The organism is Serratia proteamaculans, from assembly GCF_008830365.1.
GTDB lineage: Bacteria > Pseudomonadota > Gammaproteobacteria > Enterobacterales > Enterobacteriaceae > Serratia > Serratia proteamaculans.
This window is the reverse complement of the sequence record NZ_WBKI01000010.1, coordinates 30,033-46,389: the sequence shown is the minus strand read 5'-3', so window position 1 is coordinate 46,389 and position 16,357 is coordinate 30,033. Positions and strand designations below refer to the sequence as shown.

The 16,357-nt window shown below is 53.8% G+C and carries 10 protein-coding genes; 4 read left to right on the top strand and 6 right to left on the bottom strand.

The window, feature by feature from the left end:
• The first annotated feature begins 13 nt into the window (after nt 1-13).
• The gene (speD, locus tag F8R23_RS22840) at nt 14-808 is read left to right on the top strand and encodes an adenosylmethionine decarboxylase (protein ID WP_099065289.1); all 795 of its coding nucleotides are present in this window, start codon (nt 14-16) and stop codon (nt 806-808) included.
• A gap of 36 nt (nt 809-844) precedes the next feature.
• On the opposite strand, the gene yacL is transcribed toward speD, so the two are convergent.
• The 6 genes from yacL to pdhR all read right to left on the bottom strand — a co-directional run bounded on the left by yacL (nt 845) and on the right by pdhR (nt 11,753).
• Nucleotides 845-1,207 carry a protein YacL gene (gene yacL, locus F8R23_RS22835; RefSeq protein WP_112347357.1) on the bottom strand — a complete coding sequence of 121 codons (363 nt, stop codon included), beginning with the start codon at nt 1,205-1,207 and terminating at the stop codon, nt 845-847.
• A gap of 139 nt (nt 1,208-1,346) precedes the next feature.
• Nucleotides 1,347-3,944, bottom strand: coding sequence for a bifunctional aconitate hydratase 2/2-methylisocitrate dehydratase (gene acnB / locus F8R23_RS22830; protein WP_112347358.1), 2,598 nt, complete (start codon nt 3,942-3,944; stop codon nt 1,347-1,349).
• A gap of 654 nt (nt 3,945-4,598) precedes the next feature.
• A complete protein-coding gene (lpdA, locus tag F8R23_RS22825) occupies nt 4,599-6,023 on the bottom strand; it encodes a dihydrolipoyl dehydrogenase (RefSeq protein WP_012146711.1) in 1,425 nt (474 codons plus the stop codon).
• Nucleotides 6,024-6,257: 234 nt separating this feature from the next.
• Entirely contained in the window at nt 6,258-8,141 is a 1,884-nt protein-coding gene (gene aceF, locus F8R23_RS22820; protein WP_151416055.1) for a pyruvate dehydrogenase complex dihydrolipoyllysine-residue acetyltransferase, read from the bottom strand.
• A gap of 13 nt (nt 8,142-8,154) precedes the next feature.
• A complete protein-coding gene (aceE, locus tag F8R23_RS22815; RefSeq protein ID WP_112347360.1) occupies nt 8,155-10,818 on the bottom strand; it encodes a pyruvate dehydrogenase (acetyl-transferring), homodimeric type in 2,664 nt (887 codons plus the stop codon).
• 170 nt (nt 10,819-10,988) lie between these two features.
• Nucleotides 10,989-11,753, bottom strand: coding sequence for a pyruvate dehydrogenase complex transcriptional repressor PdhR (pdhR, locus tag F8R23_RS22805; RefSeq protein WP_129936145.1), 765 nt, complete (start codon nt 11,751-11,753; stop codon nt 10,989-10,991).
• A gap of 633 nt (nt 11,754-12,386) precedes the next feature.
• Here pdhR and F8R23_RS22800 point away from each other — a divergent pair.
• The 3 genes from F8R23_RS22800 to F8R23_RS22790 all read left to right on the top strand — a co-directional run bounded on the left by F8R23_RS22800 (nt 12,387) and on the right by F8R23_RS22790 (nt 16,329).
• The gene (locus tag F8R23_RS22800) at nt 12,387-13,769 is read left to right on the top strand and encodes an amino acid permease (protein ID WP_129936144.1); all 1,383 of its coding nucleotides are present in this window, start codon (nt 12,387-12,389) and stop codon (nt 13,767-13,769) included.
• A gap of 198 nt (nt 13,770-13,967) precedes the next feature.
• Nucleotides 13,968-15,368: a glycoside-pentoside-hexuronide (GPH):cation symporter gene (locus F8R23_RS22795; protein ID WP_129938813.1), complete on the top strand. Its 1,401-nt coding sequence runs from the start codon at nt 13,968-13,970 to the stop codon at nt 15,366-15,368.
• Between the two features lie 10 nt (nt 15,369-15,378).
• The gene (locus F8R23_RS22790) at nt 15,379-16,329 is read left to right on the top strand and encodes a glycoside hydrolase family 43 protein (protein WP_151416054.1); all 951 of its coding nucleotides are present in this window, start codon (nt 15,379-15,381) and stop codon (nt 16,327-16,329) included.
• The last annotated feature ends 28 nt before the right edge of the window (nt 16,330-16,357 follow it).

Genomic DNA, 16,357 nt, shown 5'->3' with positions numbered 1-16,357 from the left:
GAGGTGAACCAAATTGCATAAGCTAAAACTGCACGGCTTCAACAACCTGACCAAGAGCCTGAGTTTTTGTATTTACGATATTTGTTACGCCAAAACCGCGGACGATCGCGCTGGCTATATCGCCTACATTGACGAGCAATACAACGCCAATCGGCTGACCGAGATCCTGAGCGAAACCTGCTCGATCATTGGCGCTAATATTCTGAACATCGCACGCCAGGACTATGAGCCTCAGGGCGCCAGCGTCACCATTCTGGTCAGTGAAGAACCGGTTGATCCGAACGATGTCGATACCTCGGAGCACCCTGGCCCACTGTCAAAAACGGTGGTAGCACACCTGGACAAGAGCCATATCTGCGTTCACACCTATCCGGAAAGCCATCCTGAAGGCGGTCTGTGCACCTTTCGCGCCGATATCGAAGTATCGACCTGCGGCGTGATCTCACCGCTTAAGGCGCTGAATTACCTGATCCACCAGTTGGAATCCGACATCGTAACCATGGATTACCGCGTGCGCGGCTTTACCCGCGACGTGAACGGCGTGAAGCATTACATCGATCATGAGATCAACTCGATCCAGAACTTTATGTCTGATGATATGAAAGCGCTGTACCACATGATGGATGTGAATGTTTATCAGGAGAACATCTTCCACACCAAGATGTTGCTGAAGGATTTCGATCTGAAGCATTACCTGTTCAATGCCAAACCGGATACGCTGAGTGCCGCCGAACGTAAAGAGATTACCGATCTGCTGTGGAAAGAGATGCAGGAAATCTATTACGGCCGCAATATTCCGCATCTGTAGTGTGTAACGGGCGCGGTATACCGCCGCGCCCTATGCTTAGTATTTCAGCATAAAAGAACGATAGGCCTTAAGTACCTGCAGGAAATCCTCAACGCCGCAGAATGAGAGGCTTTCTTCATCATAATAATTCATCCCCTCCTCCATTTCGTCGCCTTCAAACTCCAGCAGATTGGCGCGGATCATTACTTCTTCACCGTCCATCAGCAGCGTGTATTCACGGCCTTCCAACTGCCATTGACGCTCACTGCCCTTGACCTCGGCCGCACCGGCTTCGATCCGATCCAACAGGGTAAAATCGCCTTTGAGTTCTTCGTTGATCCAGTGGCCAATCACCTCATGCCCCATCGAAAATCTGACGATCACCTGTCCGGTCACGTCACGCAGAAATTCGTAATCCATAGCACGCCCTCCTGAGCCCTTTCTCTTAGTGTAAACATTAATTCATGACTAACTCAGTGAACGCTCGCAAAGTTGGCAACTGAGAAAAATAAAACGGGAGGCCAAGGCCTCCCGTTAAACAGTTGCGCAATATAGCGACTTAAACAGCGGTTTGGAAGATCACGCCGTCGGCTTTTTCAGTGTACTGGCCCAACTGGTCAAAGTTCAGATAGCGGTAGGTGTCCGCCGCAGACTTATCGACCTGTGCCATGTACGTCTGGTACTCGTCCGGCGTTGGCAGACGGCCCAGCAATGAAGCCACTGCCGCCAGTTCTGCAGACGCCAGATAGACGTTGGCGCCAGTCCCCAAACGGTTCGGGAAGTTACGGGTAGAGGTGGAAACCACCGTCGCACCGTCGGCCACCCGCGCCTGGTTACCCATGCACAGTGAACAGCCCGGGATCTCGATGCGTGCCCCACTCTTGCCGAACACGCTGTAGTAGCCCTCTTCGGTCAACTGAGCCGCATCCATCTTGGTTGGCGGAGCCACCCACAGACGAGTCGGCAACTGCCCCTTGTGCTGATCCAACAGCTTGCCGGCAGCACGGAAGTGGCCGATGTTGGTCATGCAGGAGCCGATGAACACTTCATCGATCTTGCTGTTGGCCACATCAGACAGTAGACGCGCGTCATCCGGATCGTTTGGTGCACACAGGATTGGCTGAGTGATTTCCGCCAGATCGATGTCGATCACCGCCGCGTATTCTGCATCTGCATCGCCTTCCAGCAATTGCGGATCTGCCAGCCATTTCTGCATGCCCTGGACACGACGCTCCAGCGTACGACGGTCGCCGTAGCCTTCGGAGATCATCCACTTCAGCAGCACGATGTTAGAGTTCAGATACTCTTCGATCGGGGCCTTATCCAGCTTGATGGTACAACCGGCTGCGGAACGTTCGGCAGAGGCGTCAGTCAGTTCGAATGCCTGCTCAACCTTCAGTTCCGGCAAGCCTTCGATTTCCAGAATACGGCCGGAGAAGATGTTCTTCTTGCCCTTCTTCTCTACGGTCAGCAGGCCCTGCTGGATGGCGTAGTAAGGGATGGCATGCACCAGGTCACGCAGGGTGATACCCGGCTGCATTTTACCTTTGAAGCGCACCAGCACCGACTCAGGCATATCCAGCGGCATCACGCCGGTGGCGGCAGCAAAGGCGACCAGGCCAGAACCCGCCGGGAAGGAAATACCAATCGGGAAACGGGTGTGGGAGTCACCACCGGTACCTACGGTATCCGGCAGCAGCATGCGGTTCAGCCAGGAGTGGATAACACCGTCGCCTGGACGCAGCGATACGCCACCACGGTTCATGATAAAGTCCGGCAGCGTATGGTGAGTGGTCACATCAACCGGTTTCGGGTACGCGGCGGTGTGACAGAACGACTGCATGACCAGATCGGCGGAGAAGCCCAGGCAAGCCAGGTCTTTCAGCTCGTCACGGGTCATCGGGCCGGTGGTGTCCTGAGAACCGACGGAGGTCATCTTCGGCTCACAGTATTCCCCCGGACGCACGCCGGCAACGCCACAGGCGCGGCCAACCATTTTCTGCGCCAGTGAGAAGCCTTTGCTGCTGGCAGCCACTTCTTTGGCAATGCGGAACACGTCGCTGTGCGGCAGGCCCAGCGCTTCACGCGCTTTGGTGGTCAGGCCGCGGCCGATGATCAACGGGATACGGCCACCGGCGCGTACTTCATCGAGCAGCACGTCAGTTTTCAGTTCGAAGTTGGCAATCAGATCGCCAGTTTCATGGTTACGTACTTCACCCTTGTACGGGTAAATGTCGATTACGTCGCCCATGTTCAGGTCATTAACGTCCACTTCAATCGGCAGTGCACCGGCATCTTCCATGGTGTTGAAGAAGATTGGCGCAATTTTACCCCCCAGTACCACACCGCCGCCGCGCTTGTTAGGCACGTGCGGGATGTCATCGCCCATAAACCACAGCACCGAGTTGGTGGCGGACTTACGGGAAGAACCGGTACCGACCACGTCACCAACGTAGGCCAGCGGGAAGCCTTTTTTGTTCAGCAGTTCAATCTGTTTGATTGGGCCAACGCTGCCCGGCTGATCCGGCACTATGCCTTCACGTTCGTTTTTCAGCATCGCCAGGGCGTGCAGCGGGATATCCGGGCGCGACCAGGCATCCGGTGCCGGTGACAGATCATCGGTATTGGTTTCACCGGTGACTTTAAACACGGTAACGGTAATTTTTTCCGCCAACTGCGGACGTGACAGATACCACTCGGCATCGGCCCAGGACTGCATAATCTGTTTGGCGTGTGGGTTACCCGCCTTGGCTTTCTCTTCCACGTCGTAGAAGTTATCAAACATCAGCAGCGTATGGGACAGCGCTTTAGCGGCAATCGCAGCCAATTTTTCGTTATCCAGCGCGTCAATCAGCGGATGAATGTTATAGCCGCCCTGCATGGTACCCAACAGTTCTATGGCTTTTTCAGGGGTAATCAGAGGGGATGTTGCTTCGCCTTTGGCGATGGCAGCCAGGAAACCTGCTTTAACATAGGCGGCTTCATCGACGCCTGGGGGTACACGGTTAATCAGCAGGTCTAACAGGAATTCTTCTTCGCCTTTTGGCGGATTTTTTAATGATTCAACCAGCGCTGCCATTTGGGTGGCGTCTAACGGCTTAGGGACGATGCCCTCTGCAGCACGCTCGGCTACGTGCTTACGGTATTCTTCTAGCACGACATTCTCCTCGCTCTCATTGTCATTTATTGTGCCTGGCGTTTATACCCGTCGTCTTTAAAGCCGTAGGGTATATATTTTCAAACCGGGTTTAGCGCACGGTGTTGATGCCATTGATCCTGACGGGGCACTGCTGTCGATGTCCTGGACTGTAGTTACAGTGCCCGGTTCCGCTCAGCCAGCATATCAGGATTTGAATTGGTTGTTAATTCGTTCACATAAAAGCAACATTAAATCTTTGCTGAATCGTTGAGTACAGTGTAATCGGCTGCGGCACAGGCTAGCCGGGGCTGCAGGTTGGGTCCGTCTACAACAAAATTAAGCCTGACGAGCACAACATAATAGCCACTTACTTACAATGGCTATTGGTGGCGAATAGTAAAATTTGAGAGCGGAAGGCACAAAAAACCGCCATTAAGGCGGTTCTGTTGTTCCGTTCGGTGTTAGCAGGCACCTTACGGATTTCTTACATCGTTAAAGAACGATACAAGCGCCACAAAGCACGATCATGGTGTGCATGTGTGATTAAAAAATCAACAAAAAGAATGCCCGGAAATTCTTTACAGGCGTTGTTGAGCGGCCTTTTACTGAACGTCGCCCATAAAAAACGGCCCCTTTTCAGGAGCCGCTTATCAACCTTTCAAACCAGCAGAATTACTTCTTCTTGGCTTTCGGGTTAGGCAGATCGGTGATGCTACCTTCGTAGATCTCAGCCGCCAAACCTACAGATTCGTGCAGGGTTGGGTGAGCATGGATAGTCAGCGCGATGTCTTCTGCGTCGCAACCCATCTCGATAGCCAGACCGATCTCACCCAGCAGCTCGCCGCCGTTGGTGCCGACAATCGCACCACCGATGATACGGTGAGTTTCTTTGTCGAAGATCAGTTTGGTCATGCCGTCTGCACAATCGGAAGCGATAGCACGGCCAGAAGCTGCCCACGGGAAGGTGGAAGTTTCGTAGCTGATGCCTTTCTCTTTCGCTTCTTTCTCGGTCAGACCCACCCAGGCAACTTCCGGCTCGGTGTACGCGATCGATGGAATCACTTTCGGGTCGAAGTAGTGCTTCATGCCGGCGATAACTTCTGCAGCAACGTGGCCTTCATGCACGCCTTTGTGCGCCAGCATCGGTTGACCGACGATGTCGCCGATAGCGAAGATGTGCGGCACGTTGGTGCGCAGTTGCTTGTCGACATTGATGAAGCCACGCTCGTCAACTTCAACACCGGCTTTACCCGCTTCCAGCAGTTTGCCATTCGGCACACGACCAATAGCCACTAGCACCGCGTCGTAACGCTGTGGTTCTGCAGGCGCTTTTTTGCCTTCCATAGTGACGTAGATGCCGTCTTCTTTGGCTTCTACCGCGGTCACTTTGGTTTCCAGCATCAGGTTGAACTGCTTGCTGATGCGTTTGGTGAAGACTTTCACCACGTCTTTGTCAGCGGCCGGGATCACCTGGTCAAACATCTCAACCACGTCGATCTGTGAACCCAACGCATGGTATACGGTGCCCATTTCCAGGCCGATGATACCGCCACCCATGACCAGCAGACGCTCTGGGACAGTTTTCAGTTCCAGTGCATCGGTTGAGTCCCACACGCGTGGATCTTCATGAGGAATGAATGGCAGTTGGATCGGACGGGAACCTGCGGCAATGATGGCATTGTCGAAGTTGATGGTCGTTGGGCCATTTTCGCCTTCAACAACCAGGGTGTTAGCGCCAGTGAACTTGCCCAGGCCGTTAACAACTTTAACTTTACGGCCTTTAGCCATACCAGCCAGACCGCCGGTCAGCTGATTGATGACTTTTTCTTTCCAGACGCGCACTTTGTCGATGTCAGTTTTCGGCTCGCCGAAAACGATGCCGTGTTCGGCCAGGGCTTTGGCTTCTTCGATTACTTTGGCAACGTGCAACAGGGCTTTGGAAGGGATACATCCCACGTTCAGGCAAACACCGCCCAGAGTGGAATAACGTTCAACCAGAACGGTTTCAAGACCTAAGTCAGCGCAACGAAAGGCAGCAGAATAACCTGCCGGGCCCGCCCCAAGTACCACGACCTGAGTTTTAATTTCAGTACTCATCATGACCTCTTAATTGATTGTCCGGCGGGTCTGACGTCATTTTTATTACTAATCGATCTCATAACGCCCTTCATCCACCGGGACGCTTACACCGCCAGCAGTTTACAGAATTGTTAATAATCTGCAAAGCGTGTTCGAGTGACCCGTGTCTCAACAATTTTGTCGAGTCATGCAAAAACCGACAAAACTGCTAATGAAGTGATAAGGGCGCAGCATAACTGCGCCCCTTTTTCATTACATCACCATACGGCGGATGTCAGCCAGCATGTTGTTGATGATGGTAATAAAGCGCGCACCATCCGCACCGTCAATCACACGGTGGTCGAAGGAGAGCGACATTGGCATCATCAGACGTGGCACGAACTCTTTACCGTTCCAGACCGGCTCCATCGCAGACTTGGAGACGCCCAGAATGGCCACTTCAGGTGCATTCACAATTGGTGCGAAATGGGTCGTCCCGATACCGCCCAGGCTAGAGATGGTGAAACACCCGCCCTGCATTTCGCCTGCGGTCAGCTTGCCGTCACGCGCTTTTTTGGAGATAGCCATCAGTTCACGGGACAGTTCAGTGATGCTCTTCTTGTTCACATCCTTGAAGACCGGAACCACCAGACCGTTTGGCGTATCAACCGCAACACCCACGTTGATGTATTTCTTCAGCGTCAGCTTCTGGCCATCTTCGGACAGAGAGCTGTTGAAGCGCGGCATCTGCTCCAGTGCGGCAGCGACAGCTTTCATGATGAACACCACCGGGGTGAACTTCACATCCAACTTACGCTTGGCAGCTTCTTCGTTCTGTTGCTTGCGGAAAGCTTCCAGATCGGTGATATCGGTTTTGTCGAAGTGAGTGACGTGCGGGATCATCACCCAGTTACGGCTCAGGTTGGCACCCGAGATTTTCTGGATGCGGCCCAGTTCAACTTCTTCGATCTCACCGAACTTGCTGAAGTCCACTTTCGGCCATGGCAGCATGCCTGGCAGACCGCCACCGGCAGCAGCAGCCGGAGCCGCTTCTGCACGTTTGACCGCGTCTTTCACGTAAGTTTGAACGTCTTCGCGCAGGATGCGGCCTTTACGACCGGTGCCTTTCACTTTCGCCAGGTTTACGCCGAATTCACGCGCCAGACGGCGGATGACCGGGGTAGCGTGCACATAAGCGTCGTTCTCAGTGAACTCGCCTTTGGCAGCTGGTGCAGCCTGTTGGGCCGGTGCAGAACTTGCAGCCGGAGCCGGTGCAGCTTCTGCTTTTTGGGCAGGAGCAGCGGCTGGCGCTGCGCCTTCCACTTCGAAGACCATGATCAGGGAGCCGGTTTTCACTTTGTCGCCGGTGCTGATTTTGATTTCTTTCACGGTACCTGCGAACGGTGCCGGGACTTCCATAGAAGCCTTGTCACCTTCAACGGTGATCAGTGACTGCTCAGCGGCAACTTTGTCGCCCACTTTCACCATCACTTCGGTCACTTCTACTTCGTCGCCGCCGATGTCCGGTACTGCAACGTCTTTGGCCGCAGAAGCCGCCGGTGCCGCTGGGGCAGCCGGAGCTTGTGCCGCAGCCGGAGTAGCAGCAGAAGCGGCGCCAGCCACTTCGAAGACCATGATCATAGAACCGGTGGTGACTTTGTCGCCAGTGCCGATTTTGATCTCTTTCACGGTGCCCGCGAACGGTGCCGGGACTTCCATTGAAGCCTTGTCGCCTTCAACGGTGATCAGGGACTGCTCGGCTTCCACCTTGTCGCCCACTTTCACCAGGATCTCGGTCACTTCAACTTCGTCAGCACCGATGTCCGGTACCGCAACGTCTTTGGCCGCAGCGGCAGCCGGTGCAGCAGCAGGTGCTGCGGCCGGTTTTTCTTCAGCCTTGTCTGTTGGTGCGGCCTGAGCCGCCCCTTCTGCTTCAAAGATCATCAGCAGTTTGCCGGTCTCGGTTTTGTCACCGACGGAAACCTTGATTTCTTTAACCACACCCGCCTGCGGGGATGGGACTTCCATGGAAGCTTTATCACCTTCAACGGTGATCAGCGATTGTTCAGCTTCAACTTTATCGCCCACTTTCACCAGAATTTCGGTGATTTCCACTTCGTCTGCACCGATGTCCGGTACTTTAATTTCGATAGACATTCTTCTGTACCTCTTATGCCAGACGCGGGTTAACTTTTTCTGGGTTGATGTCGAATTTCTTAATCGCATCAGCTACCACAGAAGCTTCAATTTCACCGCGTTTAGCCAGTTCACCCAGTGCAGCAACCACAACGTAAGAAGCATCAACTTCAAAGTGGTGGCGCAGGTTTTCGCGGCTGTCTGAACGACCGAAGCCGTCAGTACCCAGAACGCGATAGTCGCTGGCTGGAACGTAAGTACGAACCTGTTCTGCGAACAGCTTCATGTAGTCGGTAGACGCAACCGCCGGCGCTTCGTTCATCACCTGAGCGATGTAAGGTACGCGCGGAGTTTCGGTTGGGTGCAGCATGTTCCAACGCTCACAATCCTGGCCATCACGCGCCAGTTCAGTGAAGGAAGTCACGCTGTAGATGTCAGAACCCACGCCGTAATCGTCAGCCAGTATCTTCGCCGCATCACGAACGTGACGCAGGATAGAACCTGAACCCAGCAACTGAACCTTGCCTTTGCTGCCTGCCAGAGTGTCCAGCTTGTAGATACCTTTACGGATACCTTCTTCTGCGCCCTGTGGCATGGCCGGCATGTGGTAGTTTTCGTTCAGCGTGGTGATGTAGTAGTAGACGTTTTCTTGCGCGTCACCGTACATGCGCACCAGACCGTCATGCATGATCACTGCCACTTCGTACGCGTAAGCTGGATCGTAAGAGATACAGTTAGGAATAGTCAGGGACTGGATGTGGCTGTGGCCGTCTTCGTGCTGCAGACCTTCACCGTTCAGAGTGGTACGGCCTGAAGTACCGCCTACCAGGAAGCCGCGCGCCTGTTGGTCGCCGGCTGCCCAGCACAGGTCACCGATACGCTGGAAACCGAACATCGAATAGTAGATGTAGAACGGGATCATTGGCAGATCGTTGGTGCTGTAGGAAGTCGCTGCGGCCAACCATGAAGAGGCTGCGCCCAGTTCGTTGATGCCTTCCTGCAGGATCTGGCCTTTCTCGTCTTCTTTGTAGTAAGCAACCTGCTCACGGTCCTGCGGGGTGTACTGCTGGCCGTTCGGGCTGTAGATACCGATCTGACGGAACAGACCTTCCATCCCGAAGGTACGCGCTTCGTCGGCGATGATTGGAACCAGGCGATCTTTGATCGACTTGTTCTTCAGCATCACGTTCAGGGCACGCACAAAGGCGATAGTGGTAGAAATTTCTTTGTTCTGCTCTTCCAGCAAGGAGCTGAAGTCTGCCAGAGCCGGCATTTCCAGCTTCTCGGTGAACTTCGGCATACGGGTAGGCACATAGCCTTTCAGCGCCTGACGACGTTCGTGCAGATATTTGTACTCTTCGGACTCTTTCTCGAAGGTGATGTACGGCAGTTTTTCGATGTCGGCATCGGCAACTGGCACATTGAAACGATCGCGGAAGTGGTGAACCCCTTCCATGTTCATTTTCTTCACCTGGTGAGCAATGTTTTTACCTTCCGCAGTTTCACCCATGCCGTAACCTTTGATGGTATGGGCCAGGATAACGGTTGGTTTGCCTTGGGTGTCCTGCGCTTTTTTCAGTGCAGCAAAGACTTTCTTCGGATCGTGACCACCACGGTTCAGGGCCCAGATCTCTTCGTCGGTCATATCTTTGACCAGCGCAGCGGTTTCCGGGAAGCGGCCGAAGAAGTGCTCACGGACGTAAGCGCCGTCTTTGGACTTGAAGGTCTGGTAGTCGCCGTCCAGGGTTTCGTTCATCAGTTGGATCAGCTTGCCGCTGGTATCTTTACGCAGCAGTTCATCCCAACGACCACCCCAGATCACTTTCAGTACCTGCCAGCCAGCGCCCGCGAAGATGCCTTCCAGCTCATTGATGATCTTGCCGTTACCGGTGACAGGGCCGTCCAGCCGCTGCAGGTTACAGTTGATGACGAATACCAGGTTGTCCAGCTTCTCACGGGTAGCGATGGTGATCGCGCCCTTGGATTCCGGCTCATCCATCTCGCCATCGCCCAGGAAGGCGTAAACGGTTTGGGCAGAGGTATTCTTCAGGCCACGGTGCTCCAGATATTTCAGGAACTTCGCTTGATAGATGGCGCTGATTGGGCCCAGGCCCATAGAAACGGTAGGGAACTGCCAGAATTCCGGCATCAACTTAGGATGCGGGTAAGAGGACAGGCCTTTGCCGTGAACTTCCTGACGGAAGTTATTCATTTGGTCTTCGGTCAAGCGGCCTTCAAGGAAGGCACGTGCGTAAACGCCTGGAGAGATGTGGCCCTGGAAGTAAACCAGATCGCCGCCGTCTTGCTCGGTGCGTGCACGGAAGAAGTGGTTGAAGCAGACTTCATAGAAGGTCGCAGAAGACTGGAAGGAAGCCATGTGGCCGCCCAGATCCAGATCTTTTTTGGAAGCACGAAGAACGGTCATCACCGCATTCCAGCGAATAGCTGAACGGATACGACGCTCAAGATCCAGGTTACCAGGGTAAGCAGGTTCGTCTTCCACCGCGATGGTGTTGACGTAGTTGTGAGCCGCAGCACCGGCTGCAACGCTAACACCGCCTTTACGGGCTTCACCCAGAACCTGATCAATCAGAAACTGAGCTCGCTCAACACCCTCTTCACGGATGACCGATTCGATCGCCTGCAGCCAGTCGCGGGTTTCGATCGGATCCACGTCATTGTTTAAACGTTCTGACATGGTGGTATTCCTTATCTGTCTAATGGTTTGTTTTGGAGCCTGTCTTCCTGTGTTCTGAAACAAAACACACGAAGACAGGCCCATCAGTTTAGTTGCCGCTTACTTAAATGCTTAATTAAGCACTTCGAACGTAAACCCCACAGGCTGGTGTGCCCTGAAGAGAACCGTTCTTAATCCTTGCGTTGCTGGAGACGCCGCAGCGATCTCTCGCGTCGGGTATGCTCCCGACTGAGATCCAGCAAGATTTCCTCGATAAACGCCAAATGGCGGTGCGAGGCTTCGCGGGCCCTCTCTGGCTCACGTGCCACAATCGCCTCAAAAATTCCGGCGCGGTGGCTGCTCACTTTTGCCAACATCTCACGGCGCGAGTAGAGCAATTCAAAGTTCTGACGCACGTTTTGTTCCAGCATCGGCCCCATACAGCGCAGCAGGTGCAGTAACACAACGTTGTGGGCAGCTTCGGTCACGGCGATTTGATATTGCATGACCGCGTCGGCTTCGGCGTCGAGATCGCCGCTGTCCTGGGCCTGCTGAATCAACATGTGGCAATCGCGGATGCGCGCCAGATCTTCGTCGGTACCGCGCAACGCCGCATAATAGGCAGCAATGCCTTCGAGGGCATGACGGGTTTCCAACAGATCGAATTGTGATTCAGGATGGTCGGCCAGCAGTTCAGCCAGCGGATCGCTAAAGCTCTGCCACAGATTAGTTTGTACAAAGGTGCCACCGCCCTGACGGCGCAGGAGCAGCCCTTTGGCTTCCAGGCGCTGGATGGCCTCTCTCAGAGAAGGACGGGAAACATCAAATTGTTTCGCCAGTTCACGCTCCGGTGGCAGTTTCTCGCCTGGGCGCAGTGTTCCCTCGAGGATCAGGTGTTCGAGCTGCTGCTCGATAACGTCTGACAACTTGGGTTGGCGGATTTTGCTGTAGGCCATGGGTGATTTCTTCTCTGCGAATGGCGCGGAGTCAATTGGTAATACCAATTTCAAAAACGTGACGGTAAAGTAACAAAGTATTCACCTCCTGTCCATATGGGCCTTAATCGAAATCAGGTTACCCGCACATTTTAACACCTCAATACCAGAGCTGCTGCAAACCGCTAACGCATGCTTGGTAATACCATTTACGAGGTAGGTTTTTGATTTAACTTTTGCGAAACCTGCCGTCAGGCAGACTGAAGTCTCTAATGTAGAATTCTATTGCATGTTTATTAAGCTTTAACGAATACCTATTTGCATCGCAAAAGGGGCGCTCATCCGGTTAATATTTCACCACCGGCGATAAGCTACCTCGAGATTATTTTTGCGCATTATGTGAGTTAATGCTTATTTCATGCACTGAATCCCCCCTGTCGTCACACAACCCGCATTTTGTTTCCTAAACTGCTGAAATCTTAATCACTCACCACATAAAGCAGGTGCAAACTGGCGCACATAACATTATTCTTTGCCAAACGGTAGCGGCTCCGTGGAATTAATAGATATAACGCCGTAAATAAAACAAAACACACATCGTAACCACTGCTTTACAGCATGTGAGTAATTCTGCAACGACAGAGGGTTTCATTGATGGATGGTCAACAGCATGATGGCGACCAGCTGAAACGCGGCCTTAAAAACCGCCATATTCAGCTTATTGCACTCGGGGGCGCTATTGGTACCGGGCTATTCCTCGGGATCGCGCAAACAATAAAAATGGCCGGCCCTTCGGTCATTCTCGGTTATGCCATTGGCGGCTTTATCGCATTTCTGATCATGCGCCAACTGGGTGAAATGGTGGTCGAAGAGCCAGTGGCCGGTTCCTTTAGCCACTTCGCCTATAAATACTGGGGCAACTTCGCCGGCTTCGCTTCCGGCTGGAACTACTGGGTACTGTACGTCCTGGTTGCCATGGCGGAACTGACCGCAGTGGGCATCTATGTACAGTACTGGTGGCCGGAAATCCCGACCTGGGTGTCTGCGGCGGTGTTCTTCCTGGCGATTAACGCCATCAACCTGGCGAACGTGAAGGTGTATGGCGAGATGGAATTCTGGTTCGCCATCATCAAAGTGGTGGCGATTATCGGCATGATCGTGTTCGGTGCCTACCTGCTGTTCAGCGGCATGGGCGGCCCGGAAGCCACCGTGACCAATCTGTGGGCGCAGGGCGGGTTCTTCCCGAACGGCGTCATGGGGTTGGTGATGGCGATGGCGGTGATCATGTTCTCGTTCGGTGGGCTGGAGTTGGTGGGCATTACCGCTGCCGAAGCCGACAACCCGCAGAAAAGCATTCCTAAAGCCACCAATCAGGTGATCTACCGCATCCTGCTGTTCTATATCGGCTCGCTGACCATTCTGCTGTCGCTGTACCCGTGGGGCAAAGTGGTTGAAGGCGGTAGCCCGTTCGTGCTGATCTTCCACGCTCTGAACAGTAACCTGGTCGCAACGGTACTGAACGTGGTGGTATTGACCGCCGCGCTGTCGGTCTACAACAGCTGTGTCTACTGCAATAGCCGCATGCTGTACGGCCTGGCGAAACAGGGCAACGGGCCGAAAAGCCTGCTGAAGGTCGACGGGCGCGGCGTACCGGTGATTGCTATCGCCGTCTCCGCCACGGCCACGGCGTTCTGCGTACTGATTAACTACCTGATCCCCGGTCGTGCCTTCGAACTGCTGATGGCGTTGGTGGTATCGGCACTGGTGATCAACTGGGCGATGATCAGCCTGGCGCACCTAAAATTCCGTGCGGCCAAGAACCGCGAAGGCGTTGAGCCGAAGTTCAAAGCCTTTTGGTATCCGTTCAGTAACTACCTGTGCCTGGTGTTTATGGCCGCGATTTTGGTGATCATGTACCTGACGCCGGGGATCCAAATCTCGGTGCTGCTGATCCCGGTTTGGGTCGCCATTTTAGGCATCGGCTATGCCGTTAAACAACGTAGGCAGCGCGCAGTAAGCGTATCTGGCCGCGGGTAACTCACTAAAAAACAACAAGGCCCGCATTTCAAATTGCGGGCCTTTTTATTGCCTTTCGATTTTGCAAACTGGCTCACAGTTTCTCCGCCACGGTGGATTTGTCCATCTCTACAACCATTCACTTCTGATAACTCGCCGCCAACCGGGACAATAATCGTTGCCACTCAGTCAGATCCTGCCAGTTCGGAGAAAATGTCCATGAAGAGCAATGCCCTTTCAATAAAAGAAAAGATTGGCTACGGCATGGGAGATGCCGGCTGCAACATGATCGGCGGAGCGATTATGCTGTTTCTCAACTATTTCTATACTGACATCTACGGTCTGACGCCTGCGCTGGTCGGCGTGCTGCTGCTGTCAGTTCGCGTGCTGGATGCCGTCACCGACCCGATTATGGGAGCGATAGCCGATCGCACCCAAAGCCGTTGGGGACGCTTTCGCCCCTGGCTGCTGTGGATCTCCCTGCCGTATGTATTATTCAGCGTACTGATGTTTACAACGCCGGAATGGAGCTACAACAGCAAAGTGGTCTACGCCTTCGCGACTTACTTTTTAATGTCGCTGACCTACACGGCGATTAATATCCCCTACTGTTCTCTGGGCGGTGTGATTACCTCGGATCCACAGGAGCGGGTCTCCTGTCAGTCCTACCGTTTTATCCTGGTCGGTATCGCTACCCTGATCCTGTCCCTGACGCTGTTACCGATGGCCGAATGGTTTGGCGGCGCAGACAAAGCGCGTGGCTATCAGATGGCAATGGGTGTGCTGGCGCTGGTCGCCCTGTTCATGTTTCTGTTCTGCTTTGCCACGGTCAAAGAACGCATACGCCCAGCAGTACCCACTCATGACGCTCTAAAATCCGATCTGAGAGACGTATGGAAAAACGATCAGTGGGTACGCATTCTGCTGTTGACGTTCTGCAACGTCTGCCCCGGTTTTATCCGTATGGCCGCCACCATGTATTACGTCACCTACGTCATGCAACAATCGACTTCCTTTGCCAGCCTGTTTATCGCGCTGGGTGTAGTCGGCATGATGATTGGCAGCGCGTTGGCCAAACCCCTGACCGATCGCTTCTGCAAACTGAAAGTGTTCTTTTGGACCAATATCGTGCTGGCGGCGTTTTCCTGTGGTTTTTATTTCCTCAATCCTCAGGTCACTTCGCTGATCGTGGCTGCCTATTTCCTGCTGAATATCCTGCATCAGATCCCTTCACCGCTGCACTGGTCGTTAATGGCCGACGTGGACGATTACGGCGAATGGAAAACGGGCAAGCGCATCACAGGCATCAGCTTTTCCGGTAATCTGTTCTTCCTTAAAGTCGGACTGGCGGTGGCCGGCGCCATGGTTGGTTTCCTGATGTCGCTCTCCGGCTATCAGGCGGATGCGGTCAGCCAAAGTGCCGGCGCGCTGAACAGTATCGTCCTGTTGTTCACGGTGATCCCCGGTATCGGATATCTGATCACGGCCGGCGTGGTGCGTCTGCTGAAGGTTGATCGCCAACTGATGCGTCAGATTCAGCTCGATCTGGAAAAGCGACGCATAAATTACCGCGAGCTCACCGACTACCCGGAACAGCAACTCGAAACCCGACACCCGTAAGGAGCCTGAGATGCGCAACTACCCTAATCCCTTGATTGAACAGCGGGCAGATCCCTTTGTTTTACGCCACAGCGATGGCTATTACTATTTCACCGCCTCGGTGCCGGAATATGACCGGTTAGAGCTTCGGCGTGCACATAGTATCAACGAATTGTCGCAAGCCAGCCCGACGGTGGTGTGGCAAAAACCGCAGCAGGGGCCGATGAGCCATTTAATCTGGGCGCCGGAACTGCACTTTATTAACAGTAAATGGTATTTGTACTTCGCCGCAGCCCACAGCCCGGAGATTGCCGACGGCCTGTTCCAGCACCGAATGTTTGCACTGGAATGCAGCGCAGCCAACCCGCTGACCGGAGACTGGGTGGAAAAAGGGCGAATTTACACGCATATCGACAGTTTTTCCCTCGACGCCACCCACTTCGAGCATCGCGGCAAACATTATTATCTGTGGGCGCAAAAGGATCCGGCGATCCACGGTAACTCCAACCTTTATCTGGCAGAAATGGCAAATCCCTGGACGCTCAAGGGCCAGCCGGTGATGCTCAGCCAACCGGAACTCCCCTGGGAAACCGTCGGTTTCTCGGTCAATGAAGGGCCGGCCGTGATCACCCATGGCCAAAAGATATTTATCAGCTACTCCGCCAGCGCGACCGACGAGAATTATTGCCTCGGCCTGCTGTGGGCCGATATCGACAGCGACATTACCGATGCCACCCAATGGCATAAGCTCGGCCAGCCCCTATTTCGGACCAGTGTTAAAAACCGCCAGTTCGGGCCTGGGCACAATAGTTTTACCCTTGATGAACAGGGGCAAGATCTGTTGGTTTACCATGCTCGTAATTACACGGAGATCGAGGGAGACCCGCTCTATGACCCGAATCGTCATACACGGATTAAATCACTGGAGTGGGATGGAGAAGGCATGCCGGTACTGGGTGAACCCCCGGCAGATAATCGTTAATTAAAAATGGCTCGGCATGCCGAGCCAT